Below are 18,471 nucleotides of genomic sequence, written 5' to 3'. Positions count from 1 at the left end.
TTCTCTTTATATTTTTCGCTTTAATGAAATAAAAACGAAAAAGGTGAAACCATGAAGATTGTCCTTTGTAAAGAATCCAACATACCGTATTATCAGCAAATATATATGCAAATTGTTGAAAGAGTACAAAGTGGCATGCTATCACACGGTGACGCACTTCCATCTTTACGCTCTATGGCCGAAGATTTGCAGATTAGCCTATTAACTGTTCGTAAAGCATATAAGCAGTTAGAAAAGAAAGAATATATTCGCATTGAGCAAGGGAAAGGTGCTTATATACATAAACATGGAAAGAAAGGTTTCAAACCAATTCCGTATAACTGGCAACAAATGAAAACGATTAATGTTATGCGATCTCAATATGCAATGAATCAGCACCGAAAATATTACGATTTTTCACAAGCGATTTTGTATCCTCGTTTATTGCCAAATCCATTCTTAGCTGATGAAATGCATAAAATACTGAATAAAGACCAGATGATCCTAGCAACGTATGGGCCAGTTCAAGGCGATTATGAACTACGTGTTGAAATAGCAAATTATTTACATGAACACCAACAATTAGTGACAGACCCATCTCAATTATTAATTACAAGCGGAGCACAACAAGGAATTGATTTAATTGCTCAAACATTATTAAAACCTGGTGATATTGTATTAGTGGAAAGTCCTTGTTACAGTGCTGCGCTTGATATTTTCATCAATAAAGGTGCTAAAATTATACCAGTTTCTCTTGATAATCATGGAGTTCGCTCCGACTTAATCGATGATATTTGTCAAAGTAAAAATCCCGTATTATTGTATACGAATCCAACTTTCCAGAACCCGACAGGTACAGTAATGAGCAATGAACGGCGAATGGAACTTATAGAACTAGCAGAGCTATATGAGTTTTTTATAATTGAAGATGATTCTTTCGGAGAAATATATTTTGAGGGTGCTACTATTTCCTCTCCTATCAAAAATTTTGATAGGAATGGTCATGTAATATATATAAAAGGATTTAGTAAAACGTTAGCACCAGGATTGCGTATCGCATCTCTTATTGCCGATGGGCCTATTTTTGAATGGTTATATGCTGTAAAAGGTTCAATGGATATCGGTAGTCCTTTATTAACGCAAAAAGCACTCCTTCCTTTTTTACGTGCAGAACGTATGAAAAATCATTTAGAAAAATTACGTACGGCTTTACAAATTAGACGTGATATAACGATTGATATGTTATCACCACTTAAAGAATTACGATTTGAAATACCAAATGGTGGCTTTAATTTATGGATTACACTTCCTGATTCGATAGATCCCTTTACCTTATTACAAAAAGCAAATGAAGTAGATGTCTCTTTTTTACCAGGAACAGCTTGTCTATTAAATAATGATACAAATAATAACCAATTAAGGCTTAGCTATTCTATGTTAAATGAAAAAGATATGTTGATTGGTTTAGAGAAATTACATGATACAGTACGAAACTATAAGCTATAGAAGCATATGCACAATATCTTCAAGCTAAAAAGTAAATACCACAAATATTTTTGGTTTGTGGTATTTACTTCTTGAAGGATACTTAATCATTTTTATTCCACTTTCATTACAATCTTACCTCTAACGTGTTGACCTTCACTCAAAATATGAGCTTCTCTAACCCCTGCTTCATTAAACGGCACAACTTTACTTATGATTGGTTTTATTTTTCCATGTACAATTAAATTTGATAATTCTTCTAGTTGCTTTCCATTTGGTTTTAGCCATAAAAAACCTGATTTTATCCCTTTTACTTTTTGAATTGGCTCATGAACAATCGAAACGAAAACACCACCAGGTTTTATAATTTGAAAACTTTTTTCTTGTACTTCGCCACCTATTGTATCTAACACAATATCAAAATCAAATAGTAGTTCTTCAAATTTATCTTTTTTATAATCAATAACAAGATCCGCTCCTAAAGACTTTAAAAACTCTTCATTCTTACTACTTGCAGTTGTGGCAACAAAAGCTCCAAATGATTTTGCGATTTGGATTGCTAAACTTCCAACTCCGCCAGCTCCAGCATGAATGAGTACTCGGTCATGTTTTTTTATTTTTGCGTAATCTACAAGACTTTGCCACGCTGTAAGTCCTGCAAGAGGAATAGAAGCTGCCTCTTCGAAACTTAGATTAGTAGGCATATAAGATACTAAATCCGATTTTACTGTAATGAATTCAGCATAAGAGCCCTTCCCTATATTTTCAGGTTTCGTAAATACTTTATCTCCTACTTTGAAGCACTCTACCTCTTCCCCAACTTCTTCAATAACCCCAGCTACATCCAACCCTAAAATAATTGGAAATGAAAATCGTAACTGTTGTTGTAAGTCTCCTTTTCTTATTTTCCAATCAACAGGATTAATAGATGTTGCGAGAATGCGTATTAATACCTCGTTATCTTTAACAACCGGTTTTAAAACTTGTCTTTCTGTTAATTCTTCAACACTACCATATTGATCTATAACAATTGCTTTCATTTCCATTCCTCCTTGCTATTTATTTTAATAACATACAAATATTTCTCAAAATTTTTTGCCTTGAATTATCATAAACTTATTTTTGGGGGTAATTACGTAAGAAGCGTTATGAATTCCGTAAAAAAACGTACACTCACCTTAGAATCACTCAAAACTGTATTTTCAATTACATTCAAAAGAAATGGGGAGAACTCTATGACTGAAAAGATATTTAAAATAAACGGGATTGATATATGTACAGAAAACTTTGGGAACCCTAAAGACCCAGCTATTTTATTAATTATGGGCGCTACGTGTTCAATGGTTTATTGGGATGAAGAGTTTTGTGAACAGTTAGCTAACACGGGGAAATTTGTTATTCGTTTTGATAACCGTGATGTGGGATGCTCTGTTACATATGAGCCTGGAACTTCCAATTATACAGTTACAGATATGGCTGAAGATGCAATTGGGGTACTCGATGCTTATCATATTGATAAAGCACATCTATTCGGTATGTCATTAGGTGGAATGATCGCTCAAATTGCTGCTGTAAAACATCCCGACAGAATTTTAACGTTAACATTACTGGCTACAAGTGTGATAGGCTCTGACGATAACACGCGCGATTTACCTCCGATGGACGAAAGAATTTTAACACATCACGCAAATGGCACGCATTTAGATTGGACAAATAAAAATGTTGTAGCAAAATATTTAGTTTCCGGATCTCGCCTATTATGTGGATCCAAACGAACATTTGATGAAAAAAGAGTCTATAATCAAGTAAAACAAGAAATAGAACGCGCAAACAATCTATTAAGTATGTTTAATCACGCTTTACTTCAAGGTGATGTTGCTTATGAAGGTGTGCTTCACTCCATACAAGCACCTACATTAGTTATTCACGGAACAGACGATACTGCACTCCCTTTTGAACATGGTCTCGCACTTATTGATGAAATTCCTAACTCAGTCCTACTAACCCTTGAAGGCGCAGGACATGAAAATCATCCTGATGACTGGGAAGACATCATTCATGAAGTTATTAAACATACATCTAAAATATAGATAAATAACGAATAGAAGGGGCACACCATAATTTGTGCCCCTTCTATTCGTTACATGTAAAAAAGCCCATCACTGTATCCGTATGTATAGTGATGGGCAATACTTATTTTTTCTATGTTTAAAAAAACGGACAATCTAATTGATCAACAGATTCCCATGATTTTTTTTTTATATTTTCGGTGGATTTATTAGCTTCTAGTGGCACGTTTTTAAAGGGATTTACTTCGACCTTTAATAAAGATGATGGCTCCACGTATAATGAGAAAACATGGCTACTTGGTATAGCTTTTGACACATCAATATCTCCTACTTGTTTAAAGAGTTGCTGCGCTGCAAAGAAAAAGAAATTGGTTGGGTTTGATTGTTTATTCAGCCATGCAATCATTTCAGGTGATACTGATTTATGAATATTGATTTTTACTCGATCACCACGTTTATATCGCCTAGATCGCATACTTCCACCAACTAACTTATCGTTAAGTTTGTAAATCCTAACTCTTTTTGCTTATGCTCTCTATATTTTGGCGAACAAGTGTAGACTAATAATCCACGTGCATTTGTAAATAATGGATTATCTACAAAGATTACATTTGTTAGTCGTCCTTTTTGTTTTAAAATCATTTTTAAACTGTTTTTAATAATTACTGCGCCCCCGCCATAAATAAATACGTATGGATCGTCCTTCATGTCATCAATTTTGTTTATAATATCTGTTGCGACACGCGCTGCTAAACCTAATAATGCTGGTTGTGATTCTTCAACTAGTAACGCATTTCTTGGGTGCTTTTCATTTAAATAAATTTGGTTAAACTCTGTAATACTATCAATCGTCTTTGTTGGATACTTCCGATTCCATCTTGTAATAATTTGTAGTAACGTTTCTTTCACACCGTATGATAAGCCCTTACTTAGTTGTGGTCTAAAGTTCACACCTAGTGAAACTACTTCTTCTGTCGTCCCTGCACCAATATCAAAAGACAATAAAGTTTTATCAACAAAATCAATTTCTGAAACTTGATTTTGTTCACATTCTATTTTATGTTTCACAACATTTCCTTCTTCATCATATACAATGCCCCACGTACCAGAAGCGCCCTCAGGTAGGCATTTACAATATTCGATTGAAATATTAATTGTCACATCACGTCCGTTTGGATAATGGAACACAACCTTATGATTCCCCATATAACGTTTCGCATTTTCCGCAGCTATTTCTTGTGTAATAAGCTGCATAGGAAGAGCAACAGATAAATCATAACGAATATTAATATGACTTGAAGTTGGACTTTGACGCATAGCACTTACTGCTAAACCAGATAGAATTGTAATAACCATTAACTCATCAGTTGACTTATTTGATTTCTTCTCAACCTCAGTGCCTTTTAATTGATCTTGAATGACTTTTTCCCCAACGATATACCGCACGTTATTTAACATTAGTGATGGAGAACTAATGGTCACGTCAATGTGATTTTCTAATTCGGATAATGAAACATCACTCTCATCTAACAATCCTGTAGGCTCTCCTATATATAAAGAATATATACTCGGAATAAAAATAGGGTCTTGCCCTTTCACCATTAACTTCAAACCGTTATTTCCTGCATCAGCACCAGCTTTTAATAGAATAGACATAACTACCCCCTAAATTAATCTGACATCCCTTCCAAATATATGCGAGCCCATTCTTTTACATTCAAATGTAATGTAATTTTTTATTAATCATAAAAACAAAATATCATGTTCTTGCACCATTTATGTAAAAAGTATTTGACATAAAACTTTTCCAATTTTATACTATGGATGTAAAGATTTTTTTACAACTATGGAGGTGTTATTTCTAATATGAATCGCAAAAATTTCATTTTACTAACAATCGTTTTATCGTTACTTGGAGTACTTATACATGGAGTCTATAAATACATCTCTGAAGGTGCGATTTTAGGTGGAACAATCTTCGCAAGTGCAATAATAATTAGCTACCTCATCAATCATATTACGTGGGGAGATCCAAACGGAGTATCAGAAGAAAGCAAAGATGAAATGGGACAACAAATTAAATATAAAAGCTTTAAAATTTCTTATTTTGCACTTATATGCCTTATGTTTTTTATTTTAATATTATCAGAAGGATTTGCATTCCTATTACTCGATGAAATAAAGAATCTTCCTCTTTTTATCGCCCTTTGCTCTTCATTCTTTATTTATCCTATTGTCGAACTTATAGTCGCAAAACAATATAAATAAAAAGATGAGATTTTGTAAAGTGATAATAATGTTATTTAATTCTGATTAAAAAATATAAGAGCCTCGCTACCAATCATATTGTAGTAAGGCTCTTTAAAGTTGTTTAATTTCTAACCTTTTAAATGAGTTTGTAGACAAATTATTGAGATTCTTCTTCTAGAAAATTAAAATCACCATCAATAAGATTCTGTAAATACTTATCAAAGCTGTTTGCAATCACTTCATATTCATCAGGGTCGTGCAAAAAACGGATTATTTGACCACATACACCTTCATCAGAAGGGTTAAAATCAATATAGAGTCTTGATGTTCCACCATTGTTCATACAGTCTGAAAAATGAATATAAGTGCCAGGGAGAAGTCCTTGTGGATTTATCTTAGAATCAACAGCATCCTCGTCATCTTGGTATTCTAAAAGATAGGATACGTCTTCTTCTTCTTTTGAACTTTCGAGCATCTGCTGTGTAGAAAGCAAATAATATGGATACTCTTCAACATCTGAGCCTAAAATACATACCGCAACTTTGTTTTCTCCATATTTCCGCCAATATGTACCATCGATATTTTCAAGTAAAGAGATTAATGATTCTGGACAATTCGGATATTTCAACCTTAATATATCAATATCCTCTTTTGTAGCACCGCACGATTTATTTAGTGCTTCGAGATCATCTGTTGATAATGCTGCTCTCAAGCCGTTTAAAAATTTGTTTACCAAATCCATTATTTTATCCTCCCAATAATCAAATATAAATTTTTTAGTCTATATACCTAACATAAATAAGATTTGGCCTTTAACCGTTTTCACATCTAATTTAATTAGTACCATTACGCTCTAGCTCTTCTCGATTAAAGTATTGTTCTAGTAACTCTTTACCTGTTTTTATTGTAGTATAGTACTCTCCACCATACAGTTTCCCTTCGGATGGATTGTGAAAATCTTCGTATTTCTTGAAGTCTTCATTTTCTTCAAATGATTTCTTTGCAAGGTCCATATCTTCTGCTTCTATTTTAGCAAATAATCTACCTATATCGAATACCCCTTCTTCATCAATACTCTCTTCTAAAAGGTAGTGTTCCTCTTCCTCTATAGGTGTTAATTTACTTTTTGTTACAGAATATAAATGTTTCGTTTCTTCTACTTGTACCATGATAAAAATCCAACCAACTCTTACAACCGTACATGGTGCCAACCCTTCAAATGTAAATGCAACTACCTTTTGGTCTTTCACAAATTTCCCCATCTTACCTACCCCTTAATTCGTTTATTTTATACTATAACCATAGTCTCTTAAACATTTATCTGCTCTAAGTGAATCTCATCTTTTTATATTTACATTCCCTCAACTATCGCTTTTAATTTATTCACAGTCCGCCAATTTCTTACTGTAGCTGGTGTATGTAACTTCTGAAACTGGTTCATTAATTTAGAATTTCGAATGCTATTTTTGAAAAATAAATACACAACTTTTTCATAAATATAGCAATCTTCAGTCTCATTTTTTTGCATAAGCAGCTGATCTTTTTCTTTTTCAGAAAGTTCGTTTGCTAAGAAAGTAACATGTATACTTTCACCTTCTAGCAATGAATCGGCTTCATAGGGGCATCTTTTTATCATATTTATAAATTCCTCATGTGTTCTTAACATGACTGGAACATCAAAACCAAAAACGTTTTTAATTTCCGATTGTATTCGTTTATTTAAAAAATCAACATCATTTTCAGATTCGAACACGATATTACCGCTTTGAATATATGTTTTTACTTGTTTTAACTCTATTGATTCAAACATTTGTTTTAAATCCGCCATTTTGATTACCTTATGCCCGCCTACATTGATTCCTCTTAGTAATGCGATATAAATTGTCATATCATTTCTCCTTATTCAAAGTGTTTCACAATTGATGTAATAATATAAACTATAAGAGCCTTGCTACATTTTATTGAAGTAAGATTCTTATAGTTGTTTAATTTCATTATAGTGCAGTTGACTTTTTAAACAAAGGTATGTATCCTCCACTAGGCCCATAAGCAACTCCGATTTTTTCCCATTCATATTTTTCATAATAGCCTTTAAGATCGGAAGTAAGATAAAGAAATTTGTACCCTTTTTTTGCTGCTTCTAGCAGTCCATGATTCAACAGTTTTGCTCCTATAGAGTTGCCCCTAAATTTTTCATCTACAAACAAACATGCTAGCCACGGGCTCAAATCCTGACGACTATTTAAATCATTGCGGATTAATGCATACGTTCCGATAATCTTATCATCTACTTTTGCAATGTAAAAACTCGGTATGTCATTTGGATCAGTTAAAGCATTAGTCATACAATCTTCATAAAAAGCACGCCCACCTTCCTCACCCCATTCTTTCCAAAAAACATCTACTGCCTTATTAAATAAGTCATCCTTCTTTAGTAATTGAATTATTTCCATAAAGCTATGACCCCCAAAAGTATTATTTAATGATTGTACAACTAACTAAAATTAATGCTTTTCAAGTATCTTTATTTTTTTATGTAACTAGCTATAATTTCTTTACTCTTAAATATAGCCTTTTAATATTTATTCTCTTGTCTTTCAAAATAAAAAAACTTACTACTTTGTTATGCAAGAGTAAGTTTTTCTTCTCGTTATTTCATGATAGATAAATGCATTATAATTTGTTGACCAATTGGTCCCATTCTTCTAAAGCCTTTATCTTGGAAGCCGACTTGTTCATATAAATTTTGTGCAGGAATATTTTTTTCATTCACAGCAAGTACAACTTCATTTTTCATCGGAAAATAACGTTTTACAAACTCTTGTAATAGTGCCAATGACTTTTTAGCATATCCTTTTCTTTGTCTATTTTGATTTATAGAAAACGAAGTTAAAAGTAGAGCGTTTTCATTATTTGTGAACTCCTGTACTCTATCTCCCGTTTGCAAGGCGAAAAGACCAACAGGTACCCCATTGTAATCTAAAATAACAATCACATTTTTTGTTCGATCACTTTTTGCTTTCTCCAATAATTCACCTGGATCTGATGTGAATTGAACTTGTTCACTTGGTAAAGTAAATGTTTGTATAACTTCTTTATATTTCTCCTTATACGGAACTAATTGAATTTCCCCTGTATGTATGTTCATGTTAAACTCTCCCATTTTTCAACTTATTAACTTAAACCTTGCTGCGCTTTTGAATGCACTTTTCCATCTAAAAAGGTAATTTCAACTAATGAAGTTGGATTGCTTCCCTTCCAAGAAAAAATTTGTTTAATTTGTGTAGAATCTTCTACACCTTCTTCTATAAGTAAATTACCATCAAAACCAATTACATCTTTCACTTCTGTATAAGTCATTCCTTCATTTATGTTCGAGAAATGATTTATATTGATAGAATCTTTCTGCTGCCTTTCCATCACAGTAGAAGAAGTCGCTGTTTGTTTTTTCATTTCCTTCTTCTGTTCACACGCTGTCATACTGAAACCTAAGCATAAGCTACATACTATTAATGCGCTTTTTTTCATCATAACAGTTGTCCCTCCCATCATAATTAAACCATATATTCCCTTAAAAATAAACTGAATATTAAATATTATATTGAAAAATCCCCGTACATTTTAGTACGGGGTTAGTTTTATTTATTCAAATGATTATTTGATTGGTCATTCTGTTCTTTTCTTAGTTCTTGTTCTTCATCTTTTGGTAATTGTTTATCATTATCTTTAATTGGATTCGTTTCTCGATTTTCAATCATGTCATTTGGAACTTGTGGCATTACTCGGCCAACAATTGCTGCTAACTCATCAAGTATACCTTCACCTGTTTTTCCTTTTTTAATTTGCTTTCCAATTTGTTTCAGTCGTTCATACGTATCAACATCCGCTACAACGACTGCATTAGCACCATCCGGATCGTTTTTTAAACTTTCTGCTACAGAGTATTTAATGGACTCCACGCGAGTTCGATCGAGTTTCGCTTTTACATCAATACCTACAATAGCATATTTCCCCACAACTACCGCTGTTGCATCATTCACACCTGGCACACTTGCGGCTAAAGATGCTAAATGATCCGCTGCTTTTTCATTTGGCTTATTTGGTTTGTTTGTATAATTAACATTTTTCGTCGAAACATTTTTTTGCTCTGGTTTTTCGTTTGGATTGTCCTTTTTTCCAATACTGCATCCTGTTATAAAAAAGCAAATCATCAACATATATATTAAGATTTTCATTATTCTCACCACTTTACTATTAAAGTTTAATCATAAATTTTTTCAACAGCTTGCATTTTCTTCACTTTTTCCTCTGCTCCGCTATTTGCATTAATGAAAATTTGGTACGTATCTTTCCCTAAAGTACCTACAAATTCATAGCAAAGTACTTCATTATGCAAATCATTTACTACGACAGCTTTACGTTCTTCCATAACTTTAACATCTGGATTGATTTTCTTTCTTGCTTCTGCCGCAGTTAGCTTTGCTGAGGGAACTGTTCGTTTTTGGTGTGATGCTAAATATTCTTTTGCGGAAAAACCAACGATAGAACCATCATCTAAAGCAATTTTCATTTGAATTGCTTCTGGATAAATTCGTACGCCATTCTCATTTACTACATACGTAAATACACCAACGTTATCATATTGTGAGCTATCAAAAAGCTCCATATTATTAAACTTGTGGTCCTTTAAAAATGTAAAACCTTTACTTCCTGCATCGTTTAAACTAATTTTCTGTTCTTTAATTTCTCGGTTATTCATAACCCAAATTGGATATCCGCCTTTTCCGGTAATATCCATATAAAACTCATTATTTGTTGCTTCGTCTTTAATTTTCACACTATAAAAAGATTCTTTCGCACCTTTTCCGCTTTTCTCAACATCTACTTTTTCATTTCCTTTTAAGTTCAAAAACGATTTTGCAATTTTCGCTGCTTCATCTTTAGAAATTGCTTTTCCTTCTGCTTCAAATCCGCCTTTTTTATTTTTTTGCGCACTAGTAAAGGTCGGTCCGAAGTTTGTAGACGAATACGATGTTACGTTTTTCTCTACTGTTTTTAATCCATCAATAATTGTATTGTCTGCAGGATCACGATTTGATGCGAGTGCCATCTCAACATCCATCCAGCGTAAATTATTTTTCAAAACAAGATGTTGTACTTTTCTTAGTTCATCTTGTATATTGCCTGCATTTGAATATAAAGTTTCCAACGTTTTGTATTCTTGATCATTTAACGGCTCTTTTTCTAAATCACGAATGGCTGCACGGTAACTAAAATCACCGATATTTGCTAAAAATTCTTCCGTTTTATTAAAAGGCATTAATGTTAAAGGCAGTTGTCCTACATCCGAACGAGCTACAGATGTTATTCTCCATACGTCTGCTAATGCAGGTGATAAAGATGCACGTGAATTCATCGCAAGCGTTGTTCCAATTTTGTCGTGCAATAAATCAACCTCATACGCTAAATCATGAAACGCACGTTGATAGCTATTTTCTGCTCGAATTAATACTGCATTCTTCTCTTGGTGCTCTTTATAGCCCCAGTATCCAGTTCCAACTACACCGATTGTTAATAATACGATTACAATACCTCGTAACACAATTCCACCTCCGCTCTATTTACAGAAAATATGTTTCCCGATCTTTTTAATTTGTGGACGAGTCCAAATCCATTTACTTGTTGCGGTATCTGGATTGAAATAGTACAATGCATTTCCTGTTGGATCCCATCCATTAACTGCATCTAATACAGCTTTTTTCGCTGTTTCATTTGGCGTTAAATATATTTGTCCGTCTGCTACCGCTGTAAATGCTCTTGGCTCAAAGATTACACCCGAAACGGTATTTGGGAATGATGCACTTGTAACTCGATTTAAAATAACCGCAGCTACTGCAACTTGCCCTAAGTACGGTTCACCACGAGATTCTCCATATACCGCGTTTGCCATAAGCTGAATGTCATTTTGAGAATAACCATTTGGAACATTTGTCCCTTTACTTTGAGATGGTTTATTTTCTTGTGCAGTACCACCACTATTTCCTTTATTCGTTGTCGTTCCTTTATTAGCTGTTGACTTGTCATACTTCGTTGCTTTTACTAGCATTTGCTTCGTTTTAGCTCCAGCTAAACCATCAACAGGTAGTCCAAATTTCTCTTGAAAATTTCGAAGTGCCCAGTATGTACCCCATCCGAAAACACCATCCACTTTTCCCGTATAAAATCCGTTATATTTCAAACGAGATTGCAGTTCAATGACATCTTCGCCAGATGCTCCTCTTTGAATGACTTGATTAGAAAAAGCTTCAACATTTTTTAGTTGTATACTACTGACCATCAAAGATAGTCCTATGAACGCAAGTAAAACTGCTATTTTAAAAATAGCTTTTTGACGCATGATTTTCCCTCCTTAATTATGTAAATGATTTCTTGGTTATGTTTTGTAAAAGCCTCGCTTTTATGTAAAGAAGACAAAAAAATCCAAACTCATATCGTTGAAAAAATATGTAAACAATATAAAAAAAGATAAAAGGAGTTCATCATGAAAAAATTGTTAAAGCGTATCGCACTCGTCATTTTGTTCATAACTACATGTTCAAATATATATACTGTCCCATCAATTGTTCATGCGCAGCCTCCGTATGCCAAATGGGGGAAACTTGCTGTAGAAAAGACGAAAGAACAATACCCAAAAGCGGAGATTATTGATTACCTTCATATAGGTAGAAAACCGAAAACCGTTCAAATAACGGTTGAAAAATTTAAATTGTGGCTACGTGAAGATGGAAAAGAATATGGTGTTTTTGTTGATGTTGAGTTTGAAACGAAGACGGATAAATTTATAAAAATGTCGTTTCATAAGACAAGTAGATAAAATGAAAGAAACCCCACTATTAAAATGTTAACAGTGGGGTTTCTTTCATTTCTAAAATTCTTTCCTAAAATCTCGATTCCCTAAAAACCTTACCAATATACAAATAGCACCAATTGCAATCGCTATCCCTATACTGTATAAAAGTACTCTACCATATCCGCCTATTCTCGGATCTAAAAACGGATAAGGATACCAATTTACAATCGTGCCACGTATTAAGCTGTACACAACGTAAAAGAACGGGAATAAGAGCCAACTTGCAGCTTGTTTCCAAGTGATTTTCTTATTAGGTGGATTTATAATCCAATCTAAAAGCATGGCAATTGGCATGATATAATGTAGCACCGTATTTACCCATGGTATTGCGGTTTGAAGTGATTCTTCTAATCCTCTTAATAGCAAAAAATAAATGAGTCCTGTCGTAAGTATATATACAGTTGCGGCACCACGAAGTATACTAAACTGCTCTGACCGACCAAATGTAGCTGTTCCGATGCTACTTAAAAGGAGAATACATGCAACTAAGATGTTACTTTCGATCGTAAAGAAACTAAAAAAGTTAACTGGATTGAACGGTTTCACTTGTGCCCTTATTATAAATTGCGTAATAATGGCGCTACATGCTAGAAGACTTAAACATAGTCTAAATAAAGATAATGTTTTTACACTTCTCATACATTCTCTCCTCTTCTTATATCAACTTATCATTCTCTTGTACATGTTCAATAAATAATTTCAATGGAACGAGTCCACGTTTTGGCATATGACTACTTATTACAGCAACAAGCTCTAATTGAGGTATGATAACGATGTATTGTCCGCCGTACCCCATAGCAAAGTACATACAATACGGTATGTGAAATCTTTCGTTATTCAATACCCACCAGTGATATCCATATGCCCCGACATGTTCATACGTTTCAAATAGAGGTGTACTTGATTCTTCTAACCATTTCGAGGATACAATTTCATTCCCCTGCCAATATCCATTCTGCAAACATAATATTCCGAGCTTTAATAAATCTTTAGATTTCATTTTCATACCGAAGCCGCCGACATGTATGCCTTGAGGATCTTGCTGCCACTCATATTCAGTAATTTGTAAAGGATCAAATAAATATTTTTTCGCAAACTGTTCTGTCGGTATTCCAGTAGCTTCTTGAATAATATAACTAAGCAAATGTGAAGACCCTGAGTTATAATTCATTTTTGTAGCGGATTCTTCAATTATTGGTTTTTCTAATATGTACTGCACCCAGTTTTCCGATTCTACAAAATCATTTGGGAACACTACTCCATTTCCGAACTCTTTCCAATCCTCACCTGTAGTCATCGTTAATAAATGATAAAGAGTCAAACCCTGCTTTTCATTAGATACATTTTCAATCCATTCTGTAATCGGTGTATGTATATCATTTATATATCCTTTATCGATTGCAATACCTACTAATATGGACACAATACTTTTTGTAATCGAATTTATTTTATATAAATTACTTGCACATTCTATCGTTTTATAATATTCATTTGTTAGCTCACCTTTTTGATAAACGAGAAATGTATTTACTTTTTTCTTTTCAAATTTATTTTCTAGTTGCTTGAAATCCAACACTTTACCTCCAATTAAATCATTACCTTATTTATTATATCTTGTAGCTTTAATTAAAACATAAATGTGTTCAAATAAAAAACAAACCTGCCAGTAATAAACTGACAGGTTTGTTTTTTATAATTTTGTACGAACATTCCAAAGCTCTGGGAAGAAACATTGATCAAGTACCCTTTTCAAATAAGATACACCAGAAGATCCACCTGTTCCCATTTTATGTCCGATAATGCGTTCTACCGTTTTCATATGACGGAAACGCCATTGTTGTAGCCAATCTTCGATATCAATTAATTTTTCAGCAAGCTGATATAAATCCCAATATTTCTTCACATCTGCATACACTTCTATCCATGCCGCTTCTACCGTTGCATCTTCTTCATAAGGCTGCGTAATATCACGGTTTAACACATCTTTATGAATAGGGAATCCTTCTTTTACAAGAGCTTGAATTGCGACATCATACAAACTTGGTGTATGTAGCGCTGTATGAAGGCGAGCGTGTAATTCTGGATCTTTTTCATAAATTTTTAATGCGTGAGGCGTTTTATAGCCAAGCGCATACTCAATCATACGATATTGATACGATTGAAAACCAGAAGCTTGACCGAGTGAATCACGAAACTCAATGTACTCTGATGGCGTTAATGTCGCAAGAATATCCCAAGATTGAATAATTTGCGACTGAATTTTTGATACACGTGCTAACATTTTAAAAGCTGGTTGTAATTTATCATTTTTAATAGATTCGATTGCTGCGTTTAACTCATGTAAAATAAGCTTCATCCAAAGTTCACTTGCTTGGTGAATCACGATAAACAACATTTCATCATGATGATCTGATAATCTCTTTTGAGAAGATAGTAAACTATCTAATTGTAAATACTCCCCGTATGTCATATTCTCTTTAAAGTCCGTATGAATTCCTTTTTCCATAATTACCTTTTCATTTTCTTTCATATTAGCCAAACGCCCCTTTGCCCCTTTTTATATAATTCTACTTATATTGGTCTAATAACTGCTCGAACTGGACTTCCATCTGCATCTGTTAAGGCAAGTGGTAATGCGATTAATTCATAATCGCCGTCTGCTACATGATCTAGTACGACATTTTCTAAAATGTGTATACCATGTTTAAACAATTGGTGATGCGCTGCTAATTCTTTATCGTCTAATGGATCTACTGATGGTACATCTACCCCAATTAAACGAATTCCCTTTTCAGAAAGAAATGGTGCTATATCAGCACGTAAATGCGGGATTACAACTGGGAATTCATTCGCTTTACCATGTGAAGATGTGCGTAACAACAAGCGTTCTACGCCTTCTAAATGAAAGTTTTCTAATTCCTTTTTCCCAATGCTTTCAAGATTAGAAACATCAATGATCCGTGCTGGACCGACATAAACTTGAACATCTAAATCTATTACTTTCTTTCCATCATTATCAAAATGAAACGGTGCGTCAATATGAGTACCTGTATGAATACTCATCGTTAACTTTCCGACATTTACTGAACCACTTTCTTCTTTTGACCATGAAACTTCATACGAGAACGGTGTATCTCCTGGCCAAGTGGCAATATCATTATTTAGCGGTTGTGAAATATCAATCCACTCTGATGATTTCATGTTTATGCCACAACCTCTCGCTTATTTTCAAACTGCTTATATTCTTCATCTTTCATGATTTTCTTTAAAATTCGAACAGAATGCCATACTTCTTCGTATGTATTATATAAAGCAACTGGCGCAAGTCTAACGCCATTAGGTGCACGGAAATCAGGGATCACTCCATTTGCTTTTAGCGCTTTACATATGCGTGCTGCTTCTGCATGCTCTAAATAAATATGCCCGCCTCGTTTTTCATCCTCTAATGGATTTCCAATTGTAAATCCAAAGTCTTTTAATTCATGATTAATTAAATTAAGCATGTATCTTGTAATATGTAGCGATTTTTCACGTAAACGTTCTATTCCAGCATCTTTAAAAATTTCAAGAGAACCGATTAAAGGTGCAGTACTTAATACGTGCGGTGTACCAATTTGATAAGCACCTGCATGATCAGCAGCTGTTAATGTATGTTCCATATCAAACTGCTTATCTTTTCTAGAACTAAACCACCCTGATAATCCAGGAAGTCTATTAAAATGCTTTTTATTTACATAAAGGCCCGCAACACCACCAGGTCCTGCATTTAAGTATTTATAATTACACCAAATTGCGAAATCAACATCCCATTCTTTGAAATAATGCGGAATAGAACCGATTGAATGACATAAATCGAATCCAATATGAATACCACGCTTATGTGCTTCCGCTGTTAAACGTTTCATATCAAGGATTTGGCCACTTCTATATAGTACAGAAGGTAATAAAATTAACGCGATATCATCTGTCATTGCGTGAATAATATCATCTTCAGAAAGTGTTCTACCATCTCGGCTTTTCACTCGTACTAAATGCTCATCTGGATCTAATCCTTTTAAACGAATTTGACTTTGAAGTGCATATATATCTGACGGGAATGTTAATTCATCAGCAAGGATTTTTGTGCGTATTCCTTTCGGCTCATAAAACGTCGCAATAACTTGGTGTATATTCGTAGTAGTGGAACCGGTTACAATTGTTTCTTCCGGTAAAGCTCCAATAAGAGGCGCTGTCAATTCACCTAATTTCTCTGAAAGGAAAAACCACGGATGCTCACCTTCAGTCCAGCCGTCAATTCCATACTCTTTCCATGAATGTAGCAACGTAAGTAACGATTTCTCTGCTCTTTTTGAAAGTAGTCCTAATGAGTTTCCATCTAAATATATTGTTCCTTCTTTTTTATAGAATTCAGTTTGAAAATCTTTCAGTTCATCATGTTTATCACATTCAAGCGCATATTCATAAGTTGGTTGAAATGGTTCTTTATACATGGTGTCACCTTCTTTTAATTTTCTTTTTATTCTAACTAATTGAAATATATCACCTTAGTTGATATAACGTCAATGATATTATGTCAGTTGACTTTATATATAAATTCCTTTTACAATACAGTTATATTTTCAGATATTTCAGTATAAAGAGGTGATTCTTTGAAAAACAATACTCTTTCAGCAAGAAAACACCGCTCCTTAGAAACAAAGAAGAAACTATTACACGCTGGGTACACTATTTTTATACGTAACGGATTTCAAAAAACGACAATTACACAAATTATTAAACATGCAGAAACTGGTTATGGAACGGCATATGTATACTTTAAAAACAAAGATGATCTCCTCATAGTTTTAATGGAAAATGTTATGAATCAATTTTATGATATTGCTGAGCGCTCCTTTTCGCCTCAAACAAAAGAAGAAGCACGTAGCATGATTCAAAATCAAGTTAGAGCATTTCTACAATTAGCAGAGAAAGAACGAGCTATATTGCAAGTTGTACAAGAAGCAATCGGATTATCAAAAGAGATACGTCAAAAATGGGACGAGATACGGGAACGCTTTATAAAAAATATTACGCAAGATATTACGTACTCTCAAGAAAGTGGATTAGCACAGCCTGAATTAAATAAAGAAATTGTAGCACGTGCTTGGTTCGCGATGAATGAAATGTTTCTTTGGGCGATTGTGAAAAATGATAAAGAGATCGACTTAGAAGAGATTGTACATACGTTAACTGAGATGTATACGACAGGATTATATAAATAGCACACCTTCAAGAAGTAAGGTGTGCTATTTTACATCTATAAAAATATTTTATCTGGGTACGGTAACGCTAAAGGTGGCTTTTCGGATAAAGAGAAATATTGTAGTTTTAAAGATTCACCATCTATCGATTTTAGCTCGCCACTAGTAACTTCACACTCAAACACAACAACAATATATTCCACTTGATCGCCATTTGGATATGTATGACGGTACTCTTCTCCTCCAAATACCCCTTTTTGTTTTTTCACTTGCACTTTCAATCCTGTTTCTTCCCAAACTTCCCGAACTACTGCTTCTTCTGGAGTTTCCCCAAGTTCAATTGCTCCAGCTGGCAAACTCCAGTATTCTCCACCAGGATATTGAAATAAGATTTTCTCTTGCTCATTTTTAATAACAGCAGCTACACTCGGTATTAGAATTAGTTCATGGCCTAATTGCTCACGGATTTTTTTATAATATAGCGACATCGACATATAAATCTCTCCCACTCTATTAATGAATAACTGTATTTTCTGAT

Annotated in this window: 23 protein-coding genes; 5 read left to right on the top strand and 18 right to left on the bottom strand. The window is 33.8% G+C overall.

What is annotated here, in order from left to right:
* Positions 1-51 precede the first annotated feature (51 nt).
* A complete protein-coding gene (locus QEP67_RS14200) occupies positions 52-1,485 on the top strand; it encodes a PLP-dependent aminotransferase family protein (RefSeq protein WP_353706619.1) in 1,434 nt (477 codons plus the stop codon).
* Between the two features lie 92 nt (positions 1,486-1,577).
* Here the strand turns inward: QEP67_RS14200 and QEP67_RS14195 are convergent, their stop codons facing one another.
* The gene (locus tag QEP67_RS14195; RefSeq protein WP_000644575.1) at positions 1,578-2,504 is read right to left on the bottom strand and encodes an NADP-dependent oxidoreductase; all 927 of its coding nucleotides are present in this window, start codon (positions 2,502-2,504) and stop codon (positions 1,578-1,580) included.
* Positions 2,505-2,699: 195 nt separating this feature from the next.
* Here QEP67_RS14195 and QEP67_RS14190 point away from each other — a divergent pair, with 195 nt between their 5' ends.
* A complete protein-coding gene (locus tag QEP67_RS14190) occupies positions 2,700-3,554 on the top strand; it encodes an alpha/beta hydrolase (RefSeq protein ID WP_353706618.1) in 855 nt (284 codons plus the stop codon).
* A gap of 118 nt (positions 3,555-3,672) precedes the next feature.
* On the opposite strand, the gene QEP67_RS14185 is transcribed toward QEP67_RS14190, so the two are convergent.
* Positions 3,673-4,008, bottom strand: a complete 336-nt coding sequence (locus tag QEP67_RS14185) for a hypothetical protein (protein ID WP_001257748.1) — start codon at positions 4,006-4,008, stop codon at positions 3,673-3,675.
* Positions 4,009-4,019: 11 nt separating this feature from the next.
* On the bottom strand, positions 4,020-5,189 hold the full coding sequence (locus QEP67_RS14180; RefSeq protein ID WP_000025617.1) for a ParM/StbA family protein: 1,170 nt from the start codon (positions 5,187-5,189) through the stop codon (positions 4,020-4,022).
* Between the two features lie 210 nt (positions 5,190-5,399).
* Here QEP67_RS14180 and QEP67_RS14175 point away from each other — a divergent pair, with 210 nt between their 5' ends.
* The gene (locus QEP67_RS14175) at positions 5,400-5,801 is read left to right on the top strand and encodes a hypothetical protein (protein ID WP_001080451.1); all 402 of its coding nucleotides are present in this window, start codon (positions 5,400-5,402) and stop codon (positions 5,799-5,801) included.
* 139 nt (positions 5,802-5,940) lie between these two features.
* On the opposite strand, the gene QEP67_RS14170 is transcribed toward QEP67_RS14175, so the two are convergent.
* The 9 genes from QEP67_RS14170 to sleB form a co-directional block, all read right to left on the bottom strand.
* Positions 5,941-6,525, bottom strand: a complete 585-nt coding sequence (locus tag QEP67_RS14170) for an SMI1/KNR4 family protein (RefSeq protein WP_048566282.1) — start codon at positions 6,523-6,525, stop codon at positions 5,941-5,943.
* Between the two features lie 91 nt (positions 6,526-6,616).
* The gene (locus QEP67_RS14165; protein ID WP_000514636.1) at positions 6,617-7,045 is read right to left on the bottom strand and encodes a hypothetical protein; all 429 of its coding nucleotides are present in this window, start codon (positions 7,043-7,045) and stop codon (positions 6,617-6,619) included.
* A gap of 89 nt (positions 7,046-7,134) precedes the next feature.
* A complete protein-coding gene (locus QEP67_RS14160; RefSeq protein WP_048566281.1) occupies positions 7,135-7,671 on the bottom strand; it encodes a DUF1697 domain-containing protein in 537 nt (178 codons plus the stop codon).
* Between the two features lie 106 nt (positions 7,672-7,777).
* Positions 7,778-8,236 carry a GNAT family N-acetyltransferase gene (locus tag QEP67_RS14155; RefSeq protein ID WP_000402854.1) on the bottom strand — a complete coding sequence of 153 codons (459 nt, stop codon included), beginning with the start codon at positions 8,234-8,236 and terminating at the stop codon, positions 7,778-7,780.
* A gap of 197 nt (positions 8,237-8,433) precedes the next feature.
* Positions 8,434-8,931, bottom strand: coding sequence for a GNAT family N-acetyltransferase (locus QEP67_RS14150; RefSeq protein ID WP_048566280.1), 498 nt, complete (start codon positions 8,929-8,931; stop codon positions 8,434-8,436).
* 26 nt (positions 8,932-8,957) lie between these two features.
* The gene (locus QEP67_RS14145) at positions 8,958-9,314 is read right to left on the bottom strand and encodes a hypothetical protein (protein ID WP_000976460.1); all 357 of its coding nucleotides are present in this window, start codon (positions 9,312-9,314) and stop codon (positions 8,958-8,960) included.
* A gap of 107 nt (positions 9,315-9,421) precedes the next feature.
* Entirely contained in the window at positions 9,422-10,018 is a 597-nt protein-coding gene (locus tag QEP67_RS14140; RefSeq protein WP_048566278.1) for a YhcN/YlaJ family sporulation lipoprotein, read from the bottom strand.
* Positions 10,019-10,044: 26 nt separating this feature from the next.
* Complete coding sequence (gene ypeB, locus QEP67_RS14135; RefSeq protein ID WP_064472494.1) at positions 10,045-11,385, bottom strand: germination protein YpeB; 1,341 nt, start codon at positions 11,383-11,385, stop codon at positions 10,045-10,047.
* A gap of 15 nt (positions 11,386-11,400) precedes the next feature.
* Positions 11,401-12,180 (bottom strand): spore cortex-lytic enzyme, encoded by a 780-nt coding sequence (sleB, locus tag QEP67_RS14130; RefSeq protein WP_048566276.1) that lies wholly within the window; start codon positions 12,178-12,180, stop codon positions 11,401-11,403.
* Positions 12,181-12,324: 144 nt separating this feature from the next.
* Here sleB and QEP67_RS14125 point away from each other — a divergent pair, with 144 nt between their 5' ends.
* Positions 12,325-12,657: a DUF3889 domain-containing protein gene (locus QEP67_RS14125; protein WP_000734891.1), complete on the top strand. Its 333-nt coding sequence runs from the start codon at positions 12,325-12,327 to the stop codon at positions 12,655-12,657.
* A gap of 51 nt (positions 12,658-12,708) precedes the next feature.
* On the opposite strand, the gene QEP67_RS14120 is transcribed toward QEP67_RS14125, so the two are convergent.
* From QEP67_RS14120 to kynU, 5 genes are all read right to left on the bottom strand, one after another.
* A complete protein-coding gene (locus tag QEP67_RS14120; RefSeq protein ID WP_064460371.1) occupies positions 12,709-13,332 on the bottom strand; it encodes a Pr6Pr family membrane protein in 624 nt (207 codons plus the stop codon).
* A 16-nt stretch (positions 13,333-13,348) separates the two neighbouring features.
* Positions 13,349-14,266 (bottom strand): serine hydrolase, encoded by a 918-nt coding sequence (locus QEP67_RS14115; RefSeq protein ID WP_000346227.1) that lies wholly within the window; start codon positions 14,264-14,266, stop codon positions 13,349-13,351.
* A gap of 117 nt (positions 14,267-14,383) precedes the next feature.
* Positions 14,384-15,223, bottom strand: a complete 840-nt coding sequence (gene kynA / locus QEP67_RS14110) for a tryptophan 2,3-dioxygenase (RefSeq protein WP_000661951.1) — start codon at positions 15,221-15,223, stop codon at positions 14,384-14,386.
* 41 nt (positions 15,224-15,264) lie between these two features.
* Positions 15,265-15,894, bottom strand: a complete 630-nt coding sequence (gene kynB / locus QEP67_RS14105) for an arylformamidase (RefSeq protein ID WP_000842468.1) — start codon at positions 15,892-15,894, stop codon at positions 15,265-15,267.
* 2 nt (positions 15,895-15,896) lie between these two features.
* On the bottom strand, positions 15,897-17,183 hold the full coding sequence (gene kynU, locus QEP67_RS14100) for a kynureninase (RefSeq protein ID WP_000276305.1): 1,287 nt from the start codon (positions 17,181-17,183) through the stop codon (positions 15,897-15,899).
* A 159-nt stretch (positions 17,184-17,342) separates the two neighbouring features.
* On the opposite strand from kynU, the gene QEP67_RS14095 reads away from it, so the two are divergent.
* A complete protein-coding gene (locus QEP67_RS14095; protein ID WP_000795025.1) occupies positions 17,343-17,954 on the top strand; it encodes a TetR/AcrR family transcriptional regulator in 612 nt (203 codons plus the stop codon).
* A gap of 35 nt (positions 17,955-17,989) precedes the next feature.
* On the opposite strand, the gene QEP67_RS14090 is transcribed toward QEP67_RS14095, so the two are convergent.
* Entirely contained in the window at positions 17,990-18,427 is a 438-nt protein-coding gene (locus QEP67_RS14090; protein ID WP_000062933.1) for an NUDIX domain-containing protein, read from the bottom strand.
* Between the last annotated feature and the right edge of the window lie 44 nt (positions 18,428-18,471).

This window comes from Bacillus cereus group sp. MS39 (assembly GCF_040448665.1).
GTDB lineage: Bacteria > Bacillota > Bacilli > Bacillales > Bacillaceae_G > Bacillus_A > Bacillus_A wiedmannii.
The sequence above is the reverse complement of the archived record's forward strand: the minus strand, read 5'-3'. Positions and strand labels throughout refer to the sequence as shown.

Bases quoted from the DNA above. Each gene is read 5' to 3' on its own strand.
- QEP67_RS14200 (WP_353706619.1), top strand. From the start codon at position 52: ATGAAGATTGTCCTTTGTAAAGAATCCAACATACCGTATTATCAGCAA.
- QEP67_RS14195 (WP_000644575.1), bottom strand. From the start codon at position 2,504: ATGAAAGCAATTGTTATAGATCAATATGGTAGTGTTGAAGAATTAACA.
- QEP67_RS14190 (WP_353706618.1), top strand. From the start codon at position 2,700: ATGACTGAAAAGATATTTAAAATAAACGGGATTGATATATGTACAGAA.
- QEP67_RS14185 (WP_001257748.1), bottom strand. From the start codon at position 4,008: ATGCGATCTAGGCGATATAAACGTGGTGATCGAGTAAAAATCAATATT.
- QEP67_RS14180 (WP_000025617.1), bottom strand. From the start codon at position 5,189: ATGTCTATTCTATTAAAAGCTGGTGCTGATGCAGGAAATAACGGTTTG.
- QEP67_RS14175 (WP_001080451.1), top strand. From the start codon at position 5,400: ATGAATCGCAAAAATTTCATTTTACTAACAATCGTTTTATCGTTACTT.
- QEP67_RS14170 (WP_048566282.1), bottom strand. From the start codon at position 6,525: ATGGATTTGGTAAACAAATTTTTAAACGGCTTGAGAGCAGCATTATCA.
- QEP67_RS14165 (WP_000514636.1), bottom strand. From the start codon at position 7,045: ATGGGGAAATTTGTGAAAGACCAAAAGGTAGTTGCATTTACATTTGAA.
- QEP67_RS14160 (WP_048566281.1), bottom strand. From the start codon at position 7,671: ATGACAATTTATATCGCATTACTAAGAGGAATCAATGTAGGCGGGCAT.
- QEP67_RS14155 (WP_000402854.1), bottom strand. From the start codon at position 8,236: ATGGAAATAATTCAATTACTAAAGAAGGATGACTTATTTAATAAGGCA.
- QEP67_RS14150 (WP_048566280.1), bottom strand. From the start codon at position 8,931: ATGAACATACATACAGGGGAAATTCAATTAGTTCCGTATAAGGAGAAA.
- QEP67_RS14145 (WP_000976460.1), bottom strand. From the start codon at position 9,314: ATGATGAAAAAAAGCGCATTAATAGTATGTAGCTTATGCTTAGGTTTC.
- QEP67_RS14140 (WP_048566278.1), bottom strand. From the start codon at position 10,018: ATGAAAATCTTAATATATATGTTGATGATTTGCTTTTTTATAACAGGA.
- sleB (WP_048566276.1), bottom strand. From the start codon at position 12,180: ATGCGTCAAAAAGCTATTTTTAAAATAGCAGTTTTACTTGCGTTCATA.
- QEP67_RS14125 (WP_000734891.1), top strand. From the start codon at position 12,325: ATGAAAAAATTGTTAAAGCGTATCGCACTCGTCATTTTGTTCATAACT.
- QEP67_RS14120 (WP_064460371.1), bottom strand. From the start codon at position 13,332: ATGAGAAGTGTAAAAACATTATCTTTATTTAGACTATGTTTAAGTCTT.
- kynA (WP_000661951.1), bottom strand. From the start codon at position 15,223: ATGAAAGAAAATGAAAAGGTAATTATGGAAAAAGGAATTCATACGGAC.
- kynB (WP_000842468.1), bottom strand. From the start codon at position 15,894: ATGAAATCATCAGAGTGGATTGATATTTCACAACCGCTAAATAATGAT.
- kynU (WP_000276305.1), bottom strand. From the start codon at position 17,183: ATGTATAAAGAACCATTTCAACCAACTTATGAATATGCGCTTGAATGT.
- QEP67_RS14090 (WP_000062933.1), bottom strand. From the start codon at position 18,427: ATGTCGATGTCGCTATATTATAAAAAAATCCGTGAGCAATTAGGCCAT.